21 protein-coding genes and 1 pseudogene are annotated in these 21,719 nt (G+C 63.9%); 8 read left to right on the top strand and 14 right to left on the bottom strand.

The window, feature by feature from the left end:
- Positions 1-27 precede the first annotated feature (27 nt).
- From IQ16_RS20965 to IQ16_RS20955, 3 genes are all read left to right on the top strand, one after another.
- The gene (locus IQ16_RS20965; protein ID WP_018642659.1) at positions 28-492 is read left to right on the top strand and encodes a group III truncated hemoglobin; all 465 of its coding nucleotides are present in this window, start codon (positions 28-30) and stop codon (positions 490-492) included.
- A 245-nt stretch (positions 493-737) separates the two neighbouring features.
- Positions 738-1,391 carry a QcrA and Rieske domain-containing protein gene (locus IQ16_RS20960; protein ID WP_018642660.1) on the top strand — a complete coding sequence of 218 codons (654 nt, stop codon included), beginning with the start codon at positions 738-740 and terminating at the stop codon, positions 1,389-1,391.
- 113 nt (positions 1,392-1,504) lie between these two features.
- On the top strand, positions 1,505-3,232 hold the full coding sequence (locus IQ16_RS20955) for a methanol/ethanol family PQQ-dependent dehydrogenase (protein ID WP_018642661.1): 1,728 nt from the start codon (positions 1,505-1,507) through the stop codon (positions 3,230-3,232).
- A 310-nt stretch (positions 3,233-3,542) separates the two neighbouring features.
- Here IQ16_RS20955 and IQ16_RS20950 read toward each other — a convergent pair whose 3' ends face one another.
- The 7 genes from IQ16_RS20950 to xoxF5 form a co-directional block, all read right to left on the bottom strand.
- Complete coding sequence (locus IQ16_RS20950) at positions 3,543-3,800, bottom strand: hypothetical protein (RefSeq protein WP_018642662.1); 258 nt, start codon at positions 3,798-3,800, stop codon at positions 3,543-3,545.
- Between the two features lie 57 nt (positions 3,801-3,857).
- Positions 3,858-6,170 carry a xanthine dehydrogenase family protein molybdopterin-binding subunit gene (locus tag IQ16_RS20945; RefSeq protein ID WP_018642663.1) on the bottom strand — a complete coding sequence of 771 codons (2,313 nt, stop codon included), beginning with the start codon at positions 6,168-6,170 and terminating at the stop codon, positions 3,858-3,860.
- A 1-nt stretch (position 6,171) separates the two neighbouring features.
- Positions 6,172-6,624: a (2Fe-2S)-binding protein gene (locus IQ16_RS20940; protein WP_018642664.1), complete on the bottom strand. Its 453-nt coding sequence runs from the start codon at positions 6,622-6,624 to the stop codon at positions 6,172-6,174.
- Positions 6,625-7,276: 652 nt separating this feature from the next.
- Positions 7,277-7,840, bottom strand: coding sequence for an S-(hydroxymethyl)glutathione synthase (gfa, locus tag IQ16_RS20930; protein WP_018642665.1), 564 nt, complete (start codon positions 7,838-7,840; stop codon positions 7,277-7,279).
- 33 nt (positions 7,841-7,873) lie between these two features.
- A complete protein-coding gene (locus IQ16_RS20925; protein ID WP_018642666.1) occupies positions 7,874-8,983 on the bottom strand; it encodes an S-(hydroxymethyl)glutathione dehydrogenase/class III alcohol dehydrogenase in 1,110 nt (369 codons plus the stop codon).
- 60 nt (positions 8,984-9,043) lie between these two features.
- On the bottom strand, positions 9,044-9,535 hold the full coding sequence (locus IQ16_RS20920) for a c-type cytochrome, methanol metabolism-related (RefSeq protein WP_026311940.1): 492 nt from the start codon (positions 9,533-9,535) through the stop codon (positions 9,044-9,046).
- A gap of 111 nt (positions 9,536-9,646) precedes the next feature.
- Entirely contained in the window at positions 9,647-11,455 is a 1,809-nt protein-coding gene (xoxF5, locus tag IQ16_RS20915; protein ID WP_018642668.1) for a lanthanide-dependent methanol dehydrogenase XoxF5, read from the bottom strand.
- A 514-nt stretch (positions 11,456-11,969) separates the two neighbouring features.
- Between xoxF5 and IQ16_RS20910 the strand changes: the two genes are divergently transcribed.
- Positions 11,970-12,938 (top strand): helix-turn-helix domain-containing protein, encoded by a 969-nt coding sequence (locus IQ16_RS20910; RefSeq protein ID WP_018642669.1) that lies wholly within the window; start codon positions 11,970-11,972, stop codon positions 12,936-12,938.
- A gap of 39 nt (positions 12,939-12,977) precedes the next feature.
- Here IQ16_RS20910 and IQ16_RS20905 read toward each other — a convergent pair whose 3' ends face one another.
- From IQ16_RS20905 to IQ16_RS20880, 6 genes are all read right to left on the bottom strand, one after another.
- Entirely contained in the window at positions 12,978-13,403 is a 426-nt protein-coding gene (locus tag IQ16_RS20905) for a hypothetical protein (protein ID WP_018642670.1), read from the bottom strand.
- 139 nt (positions 13,404-13,542) lie between these two features.
- A complete protein-coding gene (locus IQ16_RS20900; RefSeq protein ID WP_018642671.1) occupies positions 13,543-14,544 on the bottom strand; it encodes a Bug family tripartite tricarboxylate transporter substrate binding protein in 1,002 nt (333 codons plus the stop codon).
- 108 nt (positions 14,545-14,652) lie between these two features.
- A complete protein-coding gene (locus IQ16_RS20895) occupies positions 14,653-15,678 on the bottom strand; it encodes an FUSC family protein (RefSeq protein WP_035666273.1) in 1,026 nt (341 codons plus the stop codon).
- A 339-nt stretch (positions 15,679-16,017) separates the two neighbouring features.
- Positions 16,018-16,941 carry a substrate-binding periplasmic protein gene (locus tag IQ16_RS20890; protein ID WP_018642673.1) on the bottom strand — a complete coding sequence of 308 codons (924 nt, stop codon included), beginning with the start codon at positions 16,939-16,941 and terminating at the stop codon, positions 16,018-16,020.
- Entirely contained in the window at positions 16,938-17,294 is a 357-nt protein-coding gene (locus IQ16_RS20885; protein ID WP_018642674.1) for a c-type cytochrome, read from the bottom strand. Before IQ16_RS20885 ends, IQ16_RS20890 begins: the two co-directional genes overlap by 4 nt.
- A gap of 10 nt (positions 17,295-17,304) precedes the next feature.
- Positions 17,305-18,969 (bottom strand): methanol/ethanol family PQQ-dependent dehydrogenase, encoded by a 1,665-nt coding sequence (locus IQ16_RS20880; RefSeq protein WP_018642675.1) that lies wholly within the window; start codon positions 18,967-18,969, stop codon positions 17,305-17,307.
- A gap of 332 nt (positions 18,970-19,301) precedes the next feature.
- Between IQ16_RS20880 and lanM the strand changes: the two genes are divergently transcribed.
- The 4 genes and pseudogenes from lanM (at position 19,302) to IQ16_RS20860 (ending at position 21,206) form a co-directional block, all read left to right on the top strand.
- A complete protein-coding gene (gene lanM / locus IQ16_RS20875) occupies positions 19,302-19,688 on the top strand; it encodes a lanmodulin LanM (protein WP_026311941.1) in 387 nt (128 codons plus the stop codon).
- Positions 19,689-19,849: 161 nt separating this feature from the next.
- Entirely contained in the window at positions 19,850-19,930 is an 81-nt protein-coding gene (pqqA, locus tag IQ16_RS20870) for a pyrroloquinoline quinone precursor peptide PqqA (RefSeq protein WP_012029362.1), read from the top strand.
- A gap of 25 nt (positions 19,931-19,955) precedes the next feature.
- Positions 19,956-20,863, top strand: a pseudogene (locus tag IQ16_RS20865) (DUF6662 family protein).
- A gap of 133 nt (positions 20,864-20,996) precedes the next feature.
- The gene (locus tag IQ16_RS20860; protein WP_018642677.1) at positions 20,997-21,206 is read left to right on the top strand and encodes a hypothetical protein; all 210 of its coding nucleotides are present in this window, start codon (positions 20,997-20,999) and stop codon (positions 21,204-21,206) included.
- A gap of 142 nt (positions 21,207-21,348) precedes the next feature.
- On the opposite strand, the gene IQ16_RS20855 is transcribed toward IQ16_RS20860, so the two are convergent.
- Positions 21,349-21,696 (bottom strand): hypothetical protein, encoded by a 348-nt coding sequence (locus tag IQ16_RS20855; protein ID WP_145831723.1) that lies wholly within the window; start codon positions 21,694-21,696, stop codon positions 21,349-21,351.
- Positions 21,697-21,719 lie beyond the last annotated feature (23 nt).

Below are 21,719 nucleotides of genomic sequence, written 5' to 3'. Positions count from 1 at the left end.
GGAACAACGGAACGGAAAACAAAGGACATGTCGGATCGACTGAAGGCCGAGCGCGAAGCTGCGGCTGTGCGACGGAACCTGTTGACCCAGGATGCGATCGAGCGCACCGGGATCACTGAGGAGATGATCGGGGAGCTCGTCACCCGCTTTTACGGGCGCGTGCGCAAGGACGCGCTGCTGGGGCCGGTGTTCGCGATCGTGCAGAATTGGGACGAGCATCTCGCCAAGCTCACGGATTTCTGGTCGTCGGTCGTGCTGATGAGCGGCCGCTATCATGGCTCGCCGATGCGGGCGCATCTGCCGCTGAGCCTGGTCGGCGGCCATTTCGATCGCTGGCTCGATCTGTTCGAACAGACCGCACGCGAAGTCTGCCCGCCTCCGGCGGCCGCGCTCTTCATCGACAAGGCCCGTCGTATCGCCGACAGTTTTGAGATGGCGTCGGCAACTGTTGCAGGCCGCATCGCTTCACCGCGTCACGTGCTCAGGTCGTGAATACAAAATGCGTGCCTGAGAAATGTGCAGCACGCATCGCGTGATGGCGCGTTGCACCAATTCCTGTAGCATCGGTCTGATCTGCAAAATCATCATGCTGTTCGCGCAATGCGAAGTAGAATTTGCGAAAACACGCTTGCTCGCGTTCATTCTCATTCAATCAACGCGAGCAAAGCCATATTGATGCACTGCGGCGCCAATTCTTCGCCTTGTTTTCGGCAGAGTTCCAGCGCCTGCTAGCGGGCATGGCTCGCGCATCGTTCAACACCACATCTTCACCCTCCGAGAGTGCTGCGGAACCTGAAGTTGACGCGGGCACCGAGCAGACGCGGCGAACGCTGCTGCTCGGTGCACTCGCCACCACCGCATGCCTCGGCTGTTCTACCCAGGCGCGCGCCGGCGAGGATGCGCCTGGCTCCGACGAACGGCCTCAGAAAGGTGACGTGCTCGTCTTCTCCGAAGGCGACCAGGAAGGAAAGCCGGTCACGTTGGCCGATCTGGCGGCCGGCGGGCCGCCGGTGCATGCCTGGCCGAAGGACCCCAAGACGTCGGTGGTGCGCAGCGCATCCCGGCTCAACGAGATCCTGATCATCCGCCTCGATCCCAACGAGCTCGACGAAAAGACCCGTGAGCGTGCCGTCGATGGCATCCTCGCCTATTCGGCGATCTGCTCGCATGCCGGCTGTCCCGTCACCGCCTGGGTCAAGAGCGATGTCGGCGACAAGGAGGTGTTCAAGTGCATGTGCCACAACTCCGAATACGATCCTCGCGCGGGCGCGCAGGTCGTGTTCGGACCGGCGCCGCGGCGGCTCGCGGCGCTGCCGCTCGCGCTCGCTGATGGATCACTCAGCGTCGCCGGCAACTTCGTCGGAAAGGTAGGTGGCGCGCAGCCGGGATGATGGACGGTGCGGGGTATGCCCGCGTCACGAGAGGCCGCATCCGCCGACGGGCGGACGACGGGACGAACGACAAGAATTCACAAGAATTCAAACGGATGAAAAGGGGAACGTCCATGACCAGGAAGCAATGGTACCTGTCCGGCTTCGTCGCCTTCACCTGTCTTGCCGCGACCGCCGCAATCGCCGGCCCGATCGAGAGCTACACGCCGGTCACCGCGCAGCGGCTGGAAAATCCGGAACCCGCCAACTGGATGCTCTACAGGCGGACCTATGACGGGCAGGGCTACAGCCCGCTCGACCAGATCAACGCCTCGAACGTGAAGAATCTCACGCCGGTCTGGACCTTTGCCACCGGCGTGGTCGAAGGCCACGAGGCGCCGCCCATCATCAACAACGGCGTGATGTTCGTGGCGACCCCGATGGGGCAGGTGATCGCGCTGAACGCGAAGACCGGCGACGAATACTGGCGCTACAAGCGGCAACTTCCGGATGATCTGTTCCAGCTGCATCCGACCAGCCGCGGCGTCGGCCTCTGGGAGGACAAGCTCTATCTCGCCACCACCGACGACCACGTCGTCGCGCTCGATGCCAAGACCGGCAAGGTGGTGTGGGACACCAAGGTGCAGGACTACAAGAAGGGCCAGTACATGACCCTGATGCCGCTGATCGTCGACGGCAAGGTCATCGTCGGTGGCTCCGGCGGCGAGTTCGGCGTGCGCGGCTATGTCGCCGCCTATGACGCCAAGGACGGCAAGGAGCTGTGGCGGACCTACACCATTCCCGGTGAAGGCGAGCCCGGTCACGACACCTGGCAGGGCGACGACTGGAAGAACGGCGGCGGCTCAGCCTGGATGACCGGCAATTACGACAAGGACACCAAGACGATCTATTGGGGCGTCGGCAATGCGGCGCCATGGCCCGGCGAGACTCATCCCGGCGACAATCTCTACACCTCGTCGGTGCTCGCGCTCGATCCGAACAACGGCAAGATCAAGACCTATCACCAATATCACCAGAACGATTCCTGGGATTGGGACGAGGTCGAGGCGCCGATGCTGATCGACCTGCAACGCGATGGCCGCAACATCAAGAGCCTGGTCCACCCGGGACGCGACGCGATCTTCTGGGTGCTCGAGCGCACGCCGACCAAGATCAACTATGTCGCCGGCTGGCCATTCGTCTCGACCGATGTCTGGAAGGGCATCGATGCCGAGAGCGGCAAGCCGATCGTCGATCCCGCGCACAAGCCCGTCATCGGCAAGCGCGTCGAATTCTGCCCGTCGCTGTGGGGCGGCAAGGATTGGCCGTCGGCCGCCTATAGCGAACGGACCAAGCTGGTCTACGTGCCCGCCAACGAGAACTTCTGCGGTGGCTTCACCGGCGAGAAGGTTGCGCTCAAGCCGGGTGAGCTCTGGCTCGGTACCAAGCCCGAAGACATCGGGCTGAAGACAAAGCCTGGCGCCGATCATTTCGGCGAGCTGCAGGCGTGGGATCCCGTCACCGGCAAGAAGGTGTGGCAGCACAATTTCCCGAAGTCGCAGCTGTTCGGATCGGTCACGGCAACCGCGGGCGATCTCGTCTTCGCCGGCGGTACCAACGACCGCAACTTCCGCGCCTTCAACGCCAAGACCGGTGAGCTGTTGTGGGAGCAGAAGACCAACTCCGGCATCATGGGCATGCCGGTGTCCTATGAGGTCGACGGTGTCCAGTACATCGCGATCCAGTCGGGATGGGGCGTGGATGCGCAGCGCATCCAGGATGCGCTGGTCACCAACAACATCGGTATCGAGGCCAACGTGCCGCAGGGCGGCGTGATCTGGGTGTTCGCGCTGAAGAAATAGCTCCGCGGGCGGATCGACGAAGGCGGAGCAGCAGGGGGGTGGCGAATGCGGCGGACGGCAACGTCCGCCGCATTTTTGCGTGGGCCTGCGTCCTTCCCCTTGGCAACAAGCGTCGTCGCCTTCCCCACAAGGCAGGATGAGGCTAAGCAGCATTGGCCCGCTGAGATTGCTGCCGCACACTCCGTCCTCATCCTGAGGGCCCGCCATCGGCAGGCGTCTCGAAGGATGGGCCGCGGGCGAGCTATCCGCCACGCTTCTTCAGCCCTGCCCGCAAGCGGAAGGGACATATCAATGCGCAGGCGCCAAACCGCTACTTCCCCTGGCGATCCACCTTGTCCTTCTCCTTCTGGTTCATCTCCCGAACCTTCGGATCCGGACTGCTCTGCCCGGTGGTCTGGGTCGTCGACGCCGGTGGAGCGTTGGCGTTGGGCAGCGAGTTCTGGTCCGGCGCGGTGGGGCGCGTGGCTGTGGTCGGGGGCGTGGCGCTGCTCTGGGCGGATGCGCCTGCGGCAGCCAAAAGAAAGGCGCCCGACAGCGAGACTGCGAGCGCCCTTGAGATGTTGATCATCGATCTGCTCCTGTCAGATCGATGGAAACGGCGCGAGGCCGCCTCTGTTCCGTTCCCTTATGCCTCCAATTGCTTGCCGATCGGCAAGCTCCGGATGCGTTTCCCGGTCGCCGCGAAGATGGCGTTGATCAGCGCCGGCGCCAAAGGCGGTACGCCGGGCTCGCCGACGCCGCTCGGCGGCGTGTCCGGGCCAGGCGGCACGATGTAGACGTTGGTCACCACAGGAGAGTCATCCATCCTGACGACCTGGAAGTCGTCAAAGTTCTTCTGCTGCACCTTGCCGTCCTTGAACGTGATCTCGCCGTATTTGGCGATGCTCAGGCCCATGATCGCCGCGCCCTCGATCTGCGAGGCGATGCGCTCGGGGTTGACATAAGTGCCGCAGTCGATCGCGGTGTCGACCCGCGGCACCGTCAATTTGCCCTTCTCATCGACGGCGACCTCGACGATGGTCGCGATGTAGCTGACGAAGCTGCGGTGCACGGCGATGCCGAGACCGTGCCCCTTCGGCACCTGACGTCCCCATTCGCCCTTCTCGGCGACCAGCTCGACCACCTTGCGCAGGCGCGCGGTATCGATCGGGTAACTGTCAAAGGGCTCGCCATAGTTCCAGAGGTCCTTCACCGCCGGCTTGACGATGCGCGGGCTGCCGATCAGCGCGAGCAGCGTCTCCTTCTGGTCGCGGCCTGTGGCCTGCGCGATCTCGCCGACCATCGACTGCACCGCGAAGGCGCGCGGGATGTTCGAGACCGAGCGGAACCAGCCGATACGGGTGTGCGCAGCCGCTTCCGGATTCTCGCAAGAGATGTTGGCGATCTCGAACGGCATGTCGACGAGGCCCATGCCGATTTCGAATGGCGCCTGATGCACCGTGCCGGCCGCAAAGGTCGAGGCGATGCTGGGGGCCACGCTACGGTGGCGCCAGGCGACCACCTTGCCGCTCTTGTCGAGACCGGCCTCGATCCGCTCGACCGAGACGGTGTGCAGGAAGCCGTTGTGGATGTCGTCCTCCCGCGTCCACTGCACCTTCACCGGTGCGCCGAGCTCCTTCGACAGGAGCGCGGCTTCGAGCGCAAAGTCGCATTTCGACTTGCGACCGAAACCGCCGCCGAGCAGCGTCACGTTGACGGTGACGTTCGCTTCCGGAATGCCGAGTGTCTTGGCGACATCCTCGCGCGTGCCGCCCGGGCTCTGCACCGGCGCCCAGATCTCGGCCTTGTCGCCCTTGACGTCGGCCACCGCCACCGGCGGCTCCATGCTGACATGGGCGAGGTGCGGGATGTAGTACTCGCCCACGATGACCTTGTCGGCGCCCTTCAGGGCGGCGTCCGCATCGCCCTCCTGGCGCAGGACCAGGCCGGGCTTGCGCGAGGCCTCCTCGAGCTCCTTGCGATAGGCGGCCGACTCGTACTTGCCGTTGGGGCCGTCGTCCCAGGTCAGCTTCAGCGCATCGCGGCCCTTGATCGCCGCGCCGGTGTTGCGCGCGATCACGGCGACGCCGCCGAGCGGTTGGAATTTCGACGGCCACGGCCAGCCCTGCACCTGCATCACCTTTTCGACGCCGGGCACCTTCAGCGCCTCGTCCGGCTCGAACTTGACCAGCTTGCCGCCGGTCACCGGCGGCCGCGCGATCGCCGCGTACTTCATGCCGGGCAAGCGCACGTCGGCGCCGTATCGCGCCTTCCCGGTGGTGATGTCGTGAAGATCGACGATGCCGATCTGGCCCTTGCCGAGATAGCGGAAATCCCGGGGGTCCTTCAGCTTGAGGCCTTCGATAGCAGGCACCGATTCCTTGGCGGCGTCGGCAGCAAGCTCGCCGAAGCCGAGCTTGCGTCCGCTGGCGCTGTGGACGACCTCGTGATTGACAGCCTTGACCTCGGTCGCCGGCACCTTCCAGCGTTTCGCCGCGGCCTGCTCCAGCATGGTGCGGGCGGAGGCGCCGATCTGGCGCATCGGGATCAGATAGTGCCGCGTGCTGCGCGAGCCGTCGGTGTCCTGGTTGCCGAACTTGACCTCGTCGCCATGGGCCTGCTGCACCTTGACCTTGGACCAGTCGGCTTCCATTTCCTCGGCCACGATCAGCGGCAGGCTGGTGCGCACGCCCGTGCCCATTTCGGAGCGGTGCCCGACGATGGTGACGATGCCATCCGGCGCAACCGAAACGAACACGCGCGGATCGATCACGACGCCGTGCGGCATCTTGCCGGCGCCTGTCTCATAGGCGAGGGCCTGGCGTGACATCACGGGCGCGGCAAGCACGAAGCCACCGGTGACGCCGAGCCCCTTCAGGATGCTGCGGCGCGAGACCTTCTCGACCCTGATATGCTTTTCGAAGCCGCGAAGCTTGCGGGGATTGTCGATGAAATTCATGTCACACTCCCGTCGATGCGAGATGGACCGCGTTCTCGATGCGCTGATAGCAGCCGCAGCGGCAGATGTTGCCGGCCATCGCCTCGCGGATCTGGTCGTGCGACGGCTTTGGATTGTCCATCAGAAGCGCGGCGGCCTGCATGATCTGGCCGGCCTGGCAGAAGCCGCATTGGGGAACGTTGACCTGGCGCCAGGCCTTTTGAACCGGGTGATCGCCGCTCGGGTGCAGCCCCTCGATCGTCGTGACCTCGCGTCCGGCGACGTCGTTCACCGACGTGATGCAGGCGCGCACGGCCTGCTTGTCGATGATGACGGTGCAGGCGCCGCACAGGGCCTGGCCGCAGCCGAACTTGGTGCCGGTCAGCCCTGCCTCGTCACGCAGGAACCAGAGTAGCGGGAGATCCGGGTCGCCGTCCCAGCTCTGTTCCTGGCCGTTGATCTTCACCTTGATCATGATCGTCCCTCGCTCTTCATAAGCATGCCAAATTCAAATCGCCGACGTGAGTCGGCGGTGGTTCGTGCGTCGTGGCGCCACATCCCGCCATCATCCCGCGCGGGCAAATCCCGGAGGGAGGCAGGAACGCCGATGGCGATGTCTGGATGTGCTCGATACCTCCCCGTGTTGTTCTTAATTGTTTGAATTTCGTGCGGCATCGTGACGGTACGAACCTAGCAGAGATCGCACCGGCCCGGCGTTCACAGCCGAGTGTTCTCACCGGGAAAAGATTGCATCGATGGTTTGTCAAAAGCAGGGCGCGACATCGCGCCACGCGCACCGTGCGCCCGCGGATGGGTAACGAAAAAAGGCTTCGTCCGCCAGGAAGACTGCGCGGACGAAGCAGGATGCCTCAGTCGAGGGAGGGAGAAACGCAAGCGCCGCAAACTTCAAGACGGAAGCTGGCGGCCCTGCGCAGTCATTCAGAGACCAGGACTGAGGGAGCCGATGGTTCTCGCCAGTCCATCGAAGGCGAGGAGGCGGCTTCGCCGCGATCGTCCAGGGCCAGGCCCGTCCGGTTCGCTGGGAGTGGGGCAACCAGCGATCGGACGGGCGTGGCGAGAGCGTGGGCCGCCGGCTGAGGCGGCCCGTTCAGTTCAAGCTGCCTTGTTCAGGCGGCCTTGGCTTTGGCCACGTGGGTCGCGATCGCGTCCATCAGTGCAGGCGACAGGCAGTCATAGGGCTCAAGCCCAAGCTCCTTGAACCGAGACCGTATTCCGCCCATCTGCTCCGGCTTCACGCCCGATTCGATCACCGACGAGACGAAGGCGGCGAATTGCGGCGCTGCCGAACCCTGCTCCTGGAACAGTTCGGCGTGGATGAAGTCGAGGCCGTAGAACGGATGGTTCTTGTTCTCGATGCGGCCGTACATGTGCGTGCCGCAACCGGTGCAAGCGTAGCGCTGGATCACCGCGGAGGGATCGACGATCTGAAGCTTGTCGCCGTTCTCGAGCACGGTGATGTTCTGGCGCGGCACCACGGCCACGACCGAGAAGATCGCGCCCTGCGGTTTCCAGCACTTGGTGCAGCCGCACGCGTGGTTGTGGGCGACGTCGCCCTTGACGGCGACCTTGACCTGATGGTCCGCGCATTTGCAGGCCAACGTGCCGCCGGCAAAGCTGCCGCTGCCCTGTTTGACGCCGTTATCGATCGAGGGATGGAGTGCAACAGTCATGGGTCGATCCTCCTTTGGGGTGACGATTTCGAGCTAGAACACGACGACTGAACGGATGGATTTTCCCTCGTGCATAAGGTCAAAGCCCTTGTTGATCTCTTCGAGCTTGAGCACGTGGGTGATCATCGGATCGATCTGGATCTTTCCGTTCATGTACCAGTCGACGATCTTCGGCACGTCGGTGCGGCCGCGCGCGCCGCCGAACGCCGTGCCGCGCCAGTTGCGCCCGGTGACGAGCTGGAACGGGCGGGTGGCGATCTCCTTGCCGGCTTCGGCGACGCCGATGATGATCGAGGTGCCCCAGCCGCGATGGCAGGCTTCCAGCGCCTGGCGCATCACGGTGGTGTTGCCGGTGCAGTCGAAGGTGTAGTCGGCGCCGCCATCGGTGAGGCCGACCAGGTGCTGGACGATGTCGCCGGTGACCTTCTTCGGGTTGACGAAGTGGGTCATGCCGAACCGGCGGCCCCAATCCTCCTTGGAGTCGTTGATGTCGACGCCGATGATCTTGTCGGCGCCGGCCATCTTGGCGCCCTGGATCACGTTCAACCCGATGCCGCCGAGGCCGAACACGACCACGTTGGCGCCCGGCTCGACCTTGGCGGTGTTGACCACGGCGCCGACGCCGGTGGTGACGCCGCAGCCGATGTAGCAGCTCTTGTCGAAGGGGGCGTCCTCGCGGATCTTGGCGACCGCGATCTCCGGCAGCACGGTGAAGTTCGAGAAGGTCGAGCAGCCCATGTAGTGGTAGATCGGCTTGCCCTTGTAGGAGAAGCGGCTGGTGCCGTCGGGCATCACGCCCTTGCCCTGCGTCGCGCGAATCGCGGTGCAGAGATTGGTCTTCTGGCTCAGGCAGCTTTTGCACTGCCGGCATTCCGGCGTGTAGAGCGGGATGACGTGGTCACCCGGCTTCACCGAGGTCACGCCGGGGCCGATCTCGCGGATGATGCCCGCGCCCTCATGGCCCAGGATCGACGGGAAGATTCCCTCGCTGTCGAAACCGTCGAGCGTGTAGGCGTCGGTGTGGCAGATGCCCGTTGCCTTGATCTCGACCAGGACCTCGCCGGCCTTGGGCCCTTCCAGGTCGACTTCGACGATCTCGAGCGGCTTCTTTGCTTCGAAAGCGACGGCGGCACGTGTCTTCATTGGTAGCTCCTCAAATTCTCGTAAGACGCCAGGACGTAGTCTCGGCGGTCCTCGCAACGTTCATTTCTTGCCCATGCAGGCGTCTTCGGCCTTGGTATAGGCCTCATTCTTCTCCTCCTTCTTGGAGGGACGCTGTCGGCCCCACGCCTCGTCGGAGCGCGCGCGCAGATAGACATAGAGATCATCCATGTAGCAGGCGACGTTGGGGTTGTCGCCGAAGGCGGGCATGACGTTCTCCTGCGCAGTCGAGATGTTCTTGCGACCGGAGGCGACGACTCCAAGGAAGTCGCCATAGCTCATCGTCTTGACCGAATCCTTCAGCGCCGGCGCGTAGGTGGATCCCATGCCGTCGGGGCCATGGCAGACGTGGCAGTCGGAGTGATAGCGGCGGTAGCCGGAATAGGTGAACCAGTCCACGGTGCCGTCGGCCGAAATCTTGTAGGTCGGGTTTCCTTCCTTATCGAGCCATTTCCCGTCGTCTTCTTTCTTCACGGCGGCCGGGTCGCCCGGACCGTCCGCGGTCGCAATTCCTCCCGACCCAACGAAGATCATCGCAGCAATGACAAAGCAGATTTTACGCAAGAGATTTTTCCTCGAAGGCGTTCGGTGGAGACGAGCCGGCGCGTGGAGTTGATCCACGCGCCGGAGCGATACTGAACGGGCCTAGTTCGTCGGCAGCGAGAACACGGTCAGCGTACCGCCGAGCGCCGTGTAGTTGCTGAGGGCCGCGTAGCCGCCGACTGCGCCGAGCCCGGCGGTCGGATCGGTCAGGCCTGCGGCCAGACCAATGCCGGCCCAGCCACCGACGCCGGAGAGCACTGCGACATACTGCTTGCCGCCGTTCTCATAGGTCGTGACGTTGCCGATGATGCCGGAGGGAGTCTTGAACTTGTAGAGCTCCTTGCCGGACTTGGCGTCGACCGCCTTCAGGTAGCCTTCGAGCGTGCCGTAGAACACCACGCCGCCGGCTGTTGCGAGCGCACCCGACCAGACCGAGAACTGCTCCTTGTTCGACCAGACGATCTTGCCGGTCTTGCCGTCCCAGGCGATGAAATTGCCCATGTGGCTTTCACCCTGCGGCGGATACATCGAGAGCGTCGCACCCACATAGGGCTGGCCCGCGGTGTAGCTCACCTTGAACGGCTCGTAGTCCATGCAGACGTGGTTGGTCGGGACGTAGAACAGCTGCGTCTCCGGCGAGTAGGCTGCGGGCTGCTCGTCCTTGGTGCCGAGCGCGGCCGGGCAGATGCCCTTCACGTTGTGGTCTTCACCGGCCTTGTCGGTCGAAGCTGCGTCGAGCACCTTCGGACGGCCATAGGTCGGCGAGTTCTTGTCCATGTCGACGCCGGAGGTCCAGTTCACCTTCGGATCGTACTTTTCGGCGACCAGCAGCTCGCCGTTCTCACGGTCCATGGTGTAGGCGAGACCGTTGCGGTCGAAATGGGTCAGGAGCTTGCGCGCCTGGCCGTTGATCTGCTGATCCGAGAGGATCATCTCGTTGACGCCGTCATAGTCCCACTCGTCGTGGGGCGTCATCTGATAGACCCACTTGGCCATGCCGGTGTCGGCGTCGCGCGCGAAGATGGTCATCGACCACTTGTTGTCGCCCGGACGCTGCTTTGGATTCCAGGTCGAGGGGTTGCCCGACCCGTAATAGACCAGGTTCAGAGCGGGATCGTAGGACATCCAGCCCCAGGTGCAGCCGCCGCCGATCTTCCACTGATCGCCTTGCCAGGTCTTCAGCGAGGAGTCGGCTCCGACCGGCTTGCCGAGCGACGTCGTCTTGGCCGGATCGACCTTGATCTGGTCATCCGGACCTTCCGAGAAGGCGCGCCAGACTTGCTTGCCGCTCTTCAGATCGTAAGCGGTGACGTGGCACTGCACGCCGAATTCGCCGCCGGAGATGCCGACCAGGACCTTGTCCTTGACGACGAGCGCCGCCGAGGTGCCGGTCTCACCCTTCGCAGGGTTGCCGTTGGTCGAGCTCCAGGCCACCTGGCCTGTCTTGGCATCGAGCGCGACGAGGTTGGTGTCGGCCTGATGCAGGATGATCTTGCCGTCGCCATAGGCCAAGCCGCGATTCACCGTGTCGCAGCACATCACCGGAATGACGTTCGGATCCTGCTTGGGCTCGTACTTCCAGATGATCTTGTTCTCATTGGAAAGGTCAATAGCGTAGACCTTGTTCGGGAACGGCGTGTGGACGTACATGACGTTGCCGATGATCAGCGGGCCGCCTTCATGGCCACGCAGCACGCCGGTCGAGAAGGTCCAGGCCACCTGGAGCTTGCCCACGTTTTGTGCGTTGATCTGGTTCAGCTTGGAATAGCGGGTATTGGCGTAGTCCCCCGCCGGCATTACCCAGTCCTTCGGGTTCTGCGACATCTTGATCAGCTCGTCATTGGCTGAAGCGCTGCCGACGGCGAGAGCCGCCGCGGAGCCAAGATAGGTCGCCAGTAGCACCTTGCGCATAGTCATTTCCTCCGTTGGTCTCGTTTATTGTTTCCGAAGCATTGCTCAATCACCGGGCTTCTCGTCCGGCGTCTGCTCGTGCAGGGCGGTCACTTTGGGACCAGAAACGATGCTGTGGTGTTTCCTCCTCCTGATGAGAGCCACGGGTCCACGTGCAGGAGCGGCCCGTTCTTGTTGTTCCTGCCGCAATCCCTAACCACTTCGCCATCGGGAAACTTGCCCAAGAGAGAAGGCGGTTTGCTTGACAGCGCACGGAGGCGAAGATTTTGATTTTGCAGTAGCGAATTCAGCGGCTTCGGTAAGCCTTTTGCACCGCCTTCAACGCTCAGGTTCCCCTTGACGGCGCTGCAACTAAGGCGGAGGATTAAGTTTCAAGAGTGGCAATGGAACGATGGCGCTCGTTGCAAAAGACCGCTCAAATTCGAGGTAAACGTCACGCAATCACGGCTGAGGGCTCCGGTGGCGCTGGTCGCGATTCGCGTCGAATCTCCGGATCAAACCAGTGGCTGGATTAATGTCCGACACCATTCACACGCTTTCGACGACTGGAATGACGCCGAAGCGGCAGATCCAGAGTTGGATCGACGGGCTGACGAGCCTGTGCGGGTATTTCGACGTCGATCCGCTGGAGGCGTCCTCTCTCGAAGGCCGCATCGACTACACCACGGTCTCGCGCCTGAAGCTCTGTCAGATCGAGGTCAGCCAGCATCGCATCGCGCACACGATGGCGCGCGCCAAGGCCAATGAACACCCGTACATAAAAATTCACTTCCAGACCTACGGGGTGTCTTATTTCGAGCAGGAAGGCCGCCACATCGAAATCAATCCGGGCGACATCATCGCCTATGACGTCTCCTGCCCGCATTCGATCATCAGCCCCGCCTTCACGCGTCACGATGTGGTGATCGTGCCGAAGGCGCTGCTGCGCGACCGCGGCTTCCCCTCGCAGCGGATGCCCGCGTGCAAATTGTCGGCGAAGACGGGGACGGGGCGGATCGCCCATGATTTCGTCCATGCGACCTTCGACGAGGCGGCAAAACTGTCCGCGAACAGCGCGGTCGGCGTCGCCGATTCGCTGATCGACCTGTTGCTGCTGCCGCTGCGCGAAGCCGACACGATGTTCGACCGCGTCGGGCCCGAAGCGATGTATGTGCGCGCCCAGTTCTTCATCCGCGAGCACCTGCGCGATCCGGATCTTTGCATCGATCAGATCTCCGCCGAGCTCGGCTGCTCCAAGCGCTATCTGCACATGCTGTTCTCCGAGCGCGGCACCACGGTGAGCGACTACATCTGGCAGGCGCGCCTGCAGAACTGCCGCCAGGAGCTCGAGGCGCACGCCGGCAAGACCATCACCGACGTGGCGTTCTCCTGGGGGTTCTCCAGCTCATCGCATTTCAGCCGCGTGTTCCGGAAGTATTTCGGCGTGGTGCCGTCCTCGATCCACAAGGCCCAGCAGGGCACGGCGGCCTCGGGCGAGCATTAGGCGCACGCCGGAGAACTTCCGGCGCGTCGGCCGACGCGCTTACGCAGCCGTCGCAATATAGGGAATGCTGGCCACGAGAGCGACGAGCAGCGCCGCGTTGCCCAGCATTCCGCTCCAATGCAGCCGGCGCAACCGACGCGGAGCCTCGGTATCGCCGGCGTCCCTCGCGCTGAGCTGGTCGTCCATCCGTTGCATGAACCAGCGGCGTCCCCAGATCGCCAGGGCCGCGAGCACGCCGACGCCCATCGCGGCAAGCAGGCGGCCGTCGAGCAGGAGAATCACCGTTCCGATGATTCCGGCAACGCGCATCACCAGGAAATGGGCGTTGAACATTCCGCGCAGCAACTGCGCGACGGGCTGGATATCGAGCTTCACCAGCAGGAAGGCGGGCGATGCCAGCGTGAAATAGCCCATCGGAAAGAGCAGGATGACCATAACGGCGACGGCGACTGCATCCGGTGTCATGCGATCGGCCCTTCTTGTCCGCCCCATGCGGCCCACGGCAACGGCACAATCATAGCGTGAAAATGCGTTTCCAACACTAGGCTTTGGTCGGACGCCGGGCCGCGCAGCGGACGCTTTTCCGCTGCGCCTTGCCCAAGGTTCAGGCCGGCTCGAGCCCGAGCGACTTTGCGCTCTCGATCCAGATCGGCAGCTCGCGCTGATACAGCTCGTTGGTCTCCTTGAAGCCGATCGCGGGTTCGAGCACGAAGGTCGCGAGAACCTCCTTCACCTTCGGATCGTTGTTGGCGGCGACGCAGAGCTCGGCGAGGCGGTCAACCACCGGCTGTGGCGTCGCCTTCGGCACCGCCCAGCCCGAGAAACCGCTCACCGTGAAGAACTTTGAGGTCGCGCCCTGTTCGGGCAGCGTCTTCACGTTCGGGATCGCATCGACCTTCTTCGAATGCACCGCGAACACGGTGCCGCGGTCGCTTTGCAGAACCGACTGCGCGGCCGTGTAGCTGCCCATGGCGGCATCGAGCGTGCCCTCAAGCATGCCCGTCCACATCGGCGCCTCGCCGCGATAGTGCACCGGCTCGATGGTGAGGCCGTACTGCTTGTTGAGCTCGTTGATCGTCATGTGCGGGGCCGAGCCCGCGCTGTAGGTGCCGAAATTCACCTTGCCGCTCTTGCGCGCGAAGGCGACGAAATCCTCCAGCGTCTTGACGCCGGTTTTCGGGTTCGCCACCAGCAATAGGCCGGCGCCCGGAATGATGCTGACCAGCGTCAGATCCTTGTCCATGTCGTAGCCCGGGTTCTTCATCACCACCCGGTTCATGATGTAGGTGGTCGAGATCGAGCACAGGATGGTGTGGCCGTCGGGCTCCGCGCGGGCGACCTCAGCGGTGCCGATCGCCCCGGAGGCGCCGGGCTTGTTCTCGACGACGACGGTCTTGCCGGTCTGCTTGGAGATGAATTCGCCATAGGCGCGTGCGAGCAGGTCGGTCTGCCCGCCGGCGGGATAGCTGCAAATCATGCGGATCTGCCGCGACGGCCAGGTGCCTTGCGATGTGCCCTGTGCCGAGGCGCTGCGCGAGACAAAGGGCATCGCGAGTGCGGCGCTGCCGGCGGCGACAAAGTGACGGCGATCGAGTTTGGCGGACATGATTCTCTCCCGGTTTTTGCCGAAGGTACTGCATCGGGCTGGCGCCGGCATGGCCGGTGGGCGAGACAGATTGGCGCATTCGAGAGAGCGGCGCTGCTCATTTGCGCGTCACCCGGACGGTCGCACCTTTCGTACGACCCGCAGCCAGACGATTTCGGTCAGCGCCACTGCAATCAGGCCGAAGGTGCCGCCGATCAGGACGTTGACGATGCGCTCCTCGGCGATGCCGCTCGCGCCGCCGGCAAAAGACGCAGCCAGCGCAATGAAGAAGCAGCGCAGGCCGAAGCCGACGATGTAGCGGGAGAACGAGATCAGCGTGAGGGTGGCCGCGAGCACAGCGACCGCATAGCCGACCCGGCTCTGCGGCAGCGCCATGCCGGCGAGGAAGCCCAGCGGCACGCCGACGAGGGCGCCGATCGCCCGCTGCTTCAGCTTGCCGGTGGAGGCGGCGAGGTCGCCGACGACGACGCTTGCGGCCGACCACATCACCCATTGCCCCTGCGCAAGGTCGAGCATCTCGACCAGCGCGGCCGCAGCGAACACCGCCATGGCGGTTGCGAGCGCGGGCAGAAACCACGCGTCCGCTGGCGACCCGAACGAGGTCGAAGCGGCACCGTCGCGCCGGCGCCGGTCGTAAATCTGGATGGCGCAGACCAGCGCCAGCGCGATCGGAGAGGAGACGATGATCACGCCGGCATGGCGCAGCGCCTCGGACGCGCTGACACCCTCCCGCACTTCACAGGCGAGATAGACGGCGGGAATGAACACCCAATTGCCGAGGGTGCGGAAATGCTCGCCATAGCGCGTCCCCGCCACCGCCAGGAAGCCGGCGAGCGCCGTCAGCACCGCGAACAACGGCTTGATCGGAGCAGCGAGAAAGAGCGCGGAAAAGGTGACGAGAATGGCAAGGTAGTGCCACGCGATCACTTTGGGCGGCAGGTGCAGCCTGAGCGCGGGAATGAGCAGCGAGACCGCGACCAGGGCGAGATTGAGCAGCGCCGTCTCGCGCGCGATGAAATAGGCCGCGACCATCGGGCCGACGACGATCAGCGCGCGAGAGAGCTCGCGGGTCTTGATTTCGCGGGAGAGGACGTCGCGCAGGTCGGCGGCAGGCGGCATGGTGGGGGAATTCACGGGGCACACAAAGGGCGAATGAATTGCGAACATTATAGCCGTTCAGGGCGGGGCTAGGCGAGTCGATGTCGGGCTCCACGCGCCGTCATTGCGAGCGCAGCGAAGCAATCCAGGATCTTTCCGCGAACGGACTCTGGATTGCTTCGCTTCGCTCGCAATGACGATGCGGAAATAGTCGTGCGCAAAACGCAGGTCTCGTGCCCCGGACGCAGCGCAGCGTCTCTCCGACGGTGCGCTGCAGAGCCGGGGCCTACGCAGCAGCGAATTGCGTAGCTTGCTGGGTCCCGGCTCTGCGCAGCAACGCTTGCGCGTTGCAGCGCGTCCGGGACACGAGAGCTCTCACCGCTGAATGATCTTCATCCAGACATCACCCAGGATCGCCGGCTCGCGCGGCGGCAGATAGGTCAGGCCGGCCTGCTTGCCGAACTCTGCGATCTTGTCTTCCGCGGCAAGCTCCGTCAGCGCCTTGTTGACCGCCTCGATCAGCGCGGGCTCGCCGGCGAGCCCGACATAGCCGCGATTGGCGCCGATCGGGTAGTAGTAGCCGGACGCGGTGATCGCCGTATCGGGATGCGCGGCGCGATAGGCGTCGAAGCGACCGAGGTCGATCAACGTCGCGTCATGGTCGCCGCGGTTGAGCGCGCCGAGCAGGTCGCCGCGGCCGGGGACGAGATGCGTGATGCTGTCGATCAGGCGTCCCTTGTCGAAGGTCATCAGGATGGCATCGCCGAGCGAGCCGCTCTCGATCACGAGGCGGAGGCCGGCGAGATCGCCGATGTCGGCGATCTTGCGCCCCTGCGCCTTCGGCCCGAGCACCACCGTCATGGGCGAATAGACGTAAGGCCGGCTCGGCGTGAGCACGCCGAGCGCGACGCGGCGGCGCCGGTCATCGCGGGTGGCGCCAGTGAAGTCCGGCAGGCGCGCCGTCTTCATGCCGGGCTTGACGAGGGAATCCGTCGTCAGCGCGTAGCCGCCGACCAGCGCGCAGCGCCCGTCTGAGAGCAGTGCATTGGCCTCGAGCTGCGGGCTGGAATCCTCGTCCAGCTTGCTTTCGAACCACTGGATCTTCAGCGGCCGTCCCATCCGCTCCGCAATCGCCTGCGCCAGCAGCATGTCGAAGCCGGCGTCCGGCTTGCCCTTGTGATGCACCGAGAGCGGCGGCCGGTCCTCGTCGAGACAGATTTTCAGCGGATCATCGGCCGCATGCGCGGTGGCCGCCGCGAGCATCGCAGCAACGCTCCACACCGCGAGCCAGCGTCTCATGGCTTCCTCCGACTCGAGACGAAGGCCCAGAGATCACCGATCTCGTCGTCGTTCAGGATATCGCCCCAGGGCGGCATCTTGTTGTTCTTGCCGTTCTTCACGGTGGTGACGAAGCGCGTCTTGTCGTCGGGAAAGGCGCGCAAATCCGGCGTGATGGTGCCGGAGTTCATCATGTTCGGGCCGTGGCAGTGCGAGCATTTCGAAGCATAGGTCGACTTGCCGTGGTCGATCTGCATTTGGGTGGGATTGCCGGTTGCGTCATCCGCGGCGCGGACGGTCGCCGCAAGCGCGACCGTCAGCACCGCGACGGTGGCGATCGTCGCCACCGTCTTCTGGGCTACGTCTTTCAGCATCGTGCCGTGGTTACTGCTTGACCGCAAAAACCCACAGCGAGCCGCCGGGCGGCACCTTGGCAAGCCGCTCGTCGCCGGAGAACAGCGAGTAGACGCCGCCATAGCCGCTCGTGACCGCGACATACTGCACGCCGTCCTGCTGCCAGGTCACCGGTTGTCCCTCGATGCCCGAGCCGGTCTGGAACTGCCAGAGCTTCTTGCCGGTGTCGGCATCGAAGGCTTCGAACTCGCCGGTCAGCGCGCCGGTGAAGACGACGCCGCCCGCGGTCGACAGCACGCCGGAGAAGCGCGGAATGTCGGCGGGAGCTTCCCACTTGGCCTTGCCGGTCATGGGATCGATCGCCTTCAGATGACCGCGCGCGCCGTCACCCCATTCCCAGAGGTCGGTGAGGTCCATGCCGAGATACCATTCACCCTGCTTGAAGGTAACGGGCTCGGTCTTGTACCTGCCGCCGAAGGCGAGGGTGTTGGCGTAGGCGAGGCCGGTCTGCGGGTTGAACGACATCGGCTCCCAGTTCTTGCCACCGAGGATCGACGGATAGACCGTCACTTTCTTGCCTTCGCGCGCGTCCTTGCTGACATCGGTCTCGATCGGACGGCCCGTCTTCATGTCGATGCCGGTCGCCCAGTTGACCTTTACGTAGGGGTTGGCCGCGAGCAGCTTTCCATTGGTGCGGTCGAGCACGTAGAAGAAGCCGTTGCGGTTGGCGTCCATCAGCACCTTGGTCGGCTTGCCCTCCACGTTCATGTCGGCGAGCACCATCTCGGCCACCGAGTCATAGTCGAACGGATTGTTCGGCGAGAACTGGTAATGCCACTTGATCTTGCCGGTCTTGGGATCCATCGCCAGCACGGAGCAGGTATAGAGATTGTCGCCGGGGCGAACCGCCGAATTGAACGGGCCGGGATTGCCGATGCCCCAATACACCGTGTTCAGCTCGGGATCGTAGGACCCGGTGATCCAGGTCGAGCCGCCGCCGAGCTTCCAGGTGTCGCCCTTCCAGGTGTCGCCGCCGGGCTCGTCCGGCGAGGGAATCGAATGGGTACGCCAGAGATGCTTGCCCGTCGCCGGATCCCAGCCGTCGATGAAGCCGCGGGTGCCGAACTCGGCGCCGGAGATGCCGGTGATGACGACACCGTCGGCGACCAGCGGCGCCACCGTCATCGAATAGCCTTCCTTGATGTCGGCCGCCTTCTGCCGCCACAGCTCCTTGCCGTCCTTGGCGTCGAGCGCGATCACGTTGGCATCCAACGTGGTTCGGAACACCTTGCCGTCGTAGAGCGCCGCGCCGCGATTGATGATGCCGCAGCAGACGATACGCGGCGTCTCGGCGGGATATTCGATCTTGGATTTCCAGATCTGCTTGCCGGTCTTGGCATCGACCGCCATGGTCGCGTTGTGGGAGGTCACGTAGATCACGCCCTGGTACACCAGCGGCTGCGATTCCTCGCTGCGATCGTCATTGAAGGAGTAGTTCCAGACCGGGACGAGGTTCTTGACGGTGTCCTTGTTGATCTGGTTCAGCGTCGAGAAGCGCTGCAGATTGTAGCCCATCCCATAGTTGAGAACGTTCGATGTATCGGTCGCGCCCTTGACCAGCTGCTCGGTGGTCTGTGCGTACGCACACGTCGATGCAAGCATGACGAGGCCCGCGGCCATCGCAAAGCGTTTCATCCGTTCCTCCCAATATGCGCGCCTTTTGACGCTGCGACGGCAACACTCCGCCCGAATGCAAAACGCGTCAATACGAAAGTCGTAATCGCGACGCGGATATGTTGAGCGCCGGATGCCAGTCACCTGACGGAGACCTTACAGACGACTCTCACTTGCGTGCAGGCGCTGGAAAAATTCCGCGGCATGACGCAGTGCTCGGGCACAGGTGCGGCACCTGGGTTCCCTGAGGTTGCGGCGCGCAGGTTGTAATTCTGCTTGAACCTGGGCTCGCCTTGCCGACTTATGTTGCTCTGATCCCGCTCGAATCGGGGCTCTTGGTCTGGGAGGTCTTGATGATATCGCGTCGCTCTGTTGCACTTGCGCTCACGCTTGCAGTTCTGTCCGGCCCGGCCTGGTCGGCATCCGCCGTCAAGATGTTCGATACCGACAATGACGGCACGCTCGATCTGGCCGAGGTGAAGAAGGCTGCGAGCGCGCTGTTCGCAAAGCTCGATCCCGATCACGACGGCACGCTGGACGCGCGCGAATTGCGCGGACGGTTAACGGCGAAGGAGCTCGCCGCGGCCGATCCCGATCGCGACGGGACTCTCACGCTCGACGAATATCTGTCCGTGGTGGAGCAGCGCTTCAATGCGGCCAATCCCGACAAGGACGGAACGCTGGATGCAAAGGAGCTCAACTCGCGCGCCGGCCGGGCGCTGCTGCGATTGCTGCGGTAGCGCTTGACTGGGAGCGAAGGCGATTTGCACGAGAGCGAAATTCGCAAGCAATATTCGACAGTTCGCTGTAACAGCGGTTCGATTCCAGCTTGCACTGTGCATGATGCAGCCCTAGGTTTTGCCCCGCGCGATGTCGCGCTCAATCCCTTGGGAGACCCCGAATGGCTTGGAAAGCTCCGAAGATCGTGGAAGTGCCGGTCGGCATGGAAATCAACATGTACGCCTGCGCTGCGCGCAAGTAAGACTGACGAACCTGCCGCGGCTTCGGTGGCGAATGCCATCGGAGCCGTGGTAGTGTTCGCCGGATGCGCATTGGAGCCCACACAATTTGGATGGCGGTCGCGTGCACGGTCGCGCTCGCGCCGGCATGCGCAGGCGCCGAAGAGGGTTTTGATACCGAGCACATCTTCGGCTTCATGATCGGCACCGATGTCGGCAACGTCGGCGAGCGCGAATTTCAGACCCAGACCACGGGCCGCTTCGGCAAGGGCGACGGCGCCTATCGTGCCCTCGCGCAGGAGGTCGAGATCGAAGTGGTGCCGCTGCCGAACTTCCGCATCGAGCTCGGCGGCACGGCCAGCCTGCACGACATCACCGGCGTCCCCGACATCGACGACCGCCGCCAGTTCAATTTCCAGGGCGCCTCGCTCGACCTGCGTTACCGCCTGCTTGATCGCGAGCGTGCTCCGTTCGGTCTCACCATCGCCGCCGAGCTCCATGGCGACCGTATCGACGAGACCAGCGGCGCCAAGGGGCGGATGTACGGCACCGACTTCACGCTCGCCTTCGACCGCGAGCTCGTGCCGAACTTCGTCATCGGCGCGCTCAATTTGATCTATCAGCCGGAATGGGCACGCTTCGAGCTGGCGGGGACGTCCGAGAAGAGTTCGACCATCGGCGCGGCGTTTGCCGCCCTGGCGCGGGTGCGCCCCAACGTGCTGCTCGGCGGCGAGATGCGCTATTTCCGACAATATGAGGGCATCGGCCTCGGGGAGTTCTCAGGCCAGGCTCTGTTTGTCGGGCCGACGGCCTATTTCCAGCTATCGGAGAAGTCGCGGCTGACCCTGAGCTGGAGCATGCAGGCCTGGGGTCGCCCGGCCGGCGCAGGCGGCAATCTGGACCTCGTCAATTTCGAGCGCCATCAGGCGCGACTGGTGTTCGGCGTGAATTTTTAGCGTGCTTGCTTCGCCTCTCCTTGCGTGCGGGGAGAGGGAAACATCCGTTTCTCACCCCCGTTTGAAACTTCCCGCTCCCTGGAACGTAACCCTTCATGCTATTCTCCACCGCCCCTTGCGACAGGATCCCGGCATGAACCCGATTGACCTAGTGGTGACTGTGTGTGCGGTGCTCTCGCCTGCGACCTGCGAGGAGCAGCATCTGGTGTTCAACTATTCGGGGTCGCCCCGTCAATGCGTGATGGCCGCGCCGCCCTATATCGCGCAATGGGTCGGCGAGCATCCGAAATGGCAGGCGGTGCGCTGGCGCTGCGAATATCCGCACCCGAACGACAAGGCGTAAGTCGGGCGCGCTACTCTAAGATCTTCATGGTGAGGAGCGCGAAGCGCGTCTCGAACCATGTAGGCCCGGCTCTCGCCCGCAGCCATCCTTCGAGACGCCCGCTTCGCAGGCTCTCAGGATGAGGCGAAGTGCTTGCGGCGCGCTACTTCGTGCAGTCCTTCAGATCCTTGTCGGCGATCGAGAACACAGCGTCCGCCCTGATCTCGATGTCGCGGACGATGCACTGCCGCGCATTGGGATAGCTGACCTTGGCGTCGTAGCGGCCCGGCTCGACGCCGGTGATGCGCAGCCGCTCATCGTGGTCGACCTCCTTGTCCTTGTCGTTGAGGCACTGGTTCGGTCCCCAGTCGGTCCTGCCGGCCGGCGAGAGCTGGAAGCCGGAGATCGTTTCCGTCGTCAGATTCCAGAGCCGGATGCCCTTGCCCTTGGCCTGCGCGGCGGCTTCGCCCGCAAGCGTCAACAACGCGATCAAAGCCAGAACCCAACGCATCAGCCAGTCCTCCCAAAGGCGCG

Origin of the sequence: Bradyrhizobium huanghuaihaiense, assembly GCF_007830635.1 — a bacterium.
In the GTDB taxonomy this organism is placed as follows: domain Bacteria; phylum Pseudomonadota; class Alphaproteobacteria; order Rhizobiales; family Xanthobacteraceae; genus Bradyrhizobium; species Bradyrhizobium huanghuaihaiense.
Note: the sequence above shows the minus strand (reverse complement) of the source record. Positions and strands in the feature narration are given on the sequence as shown.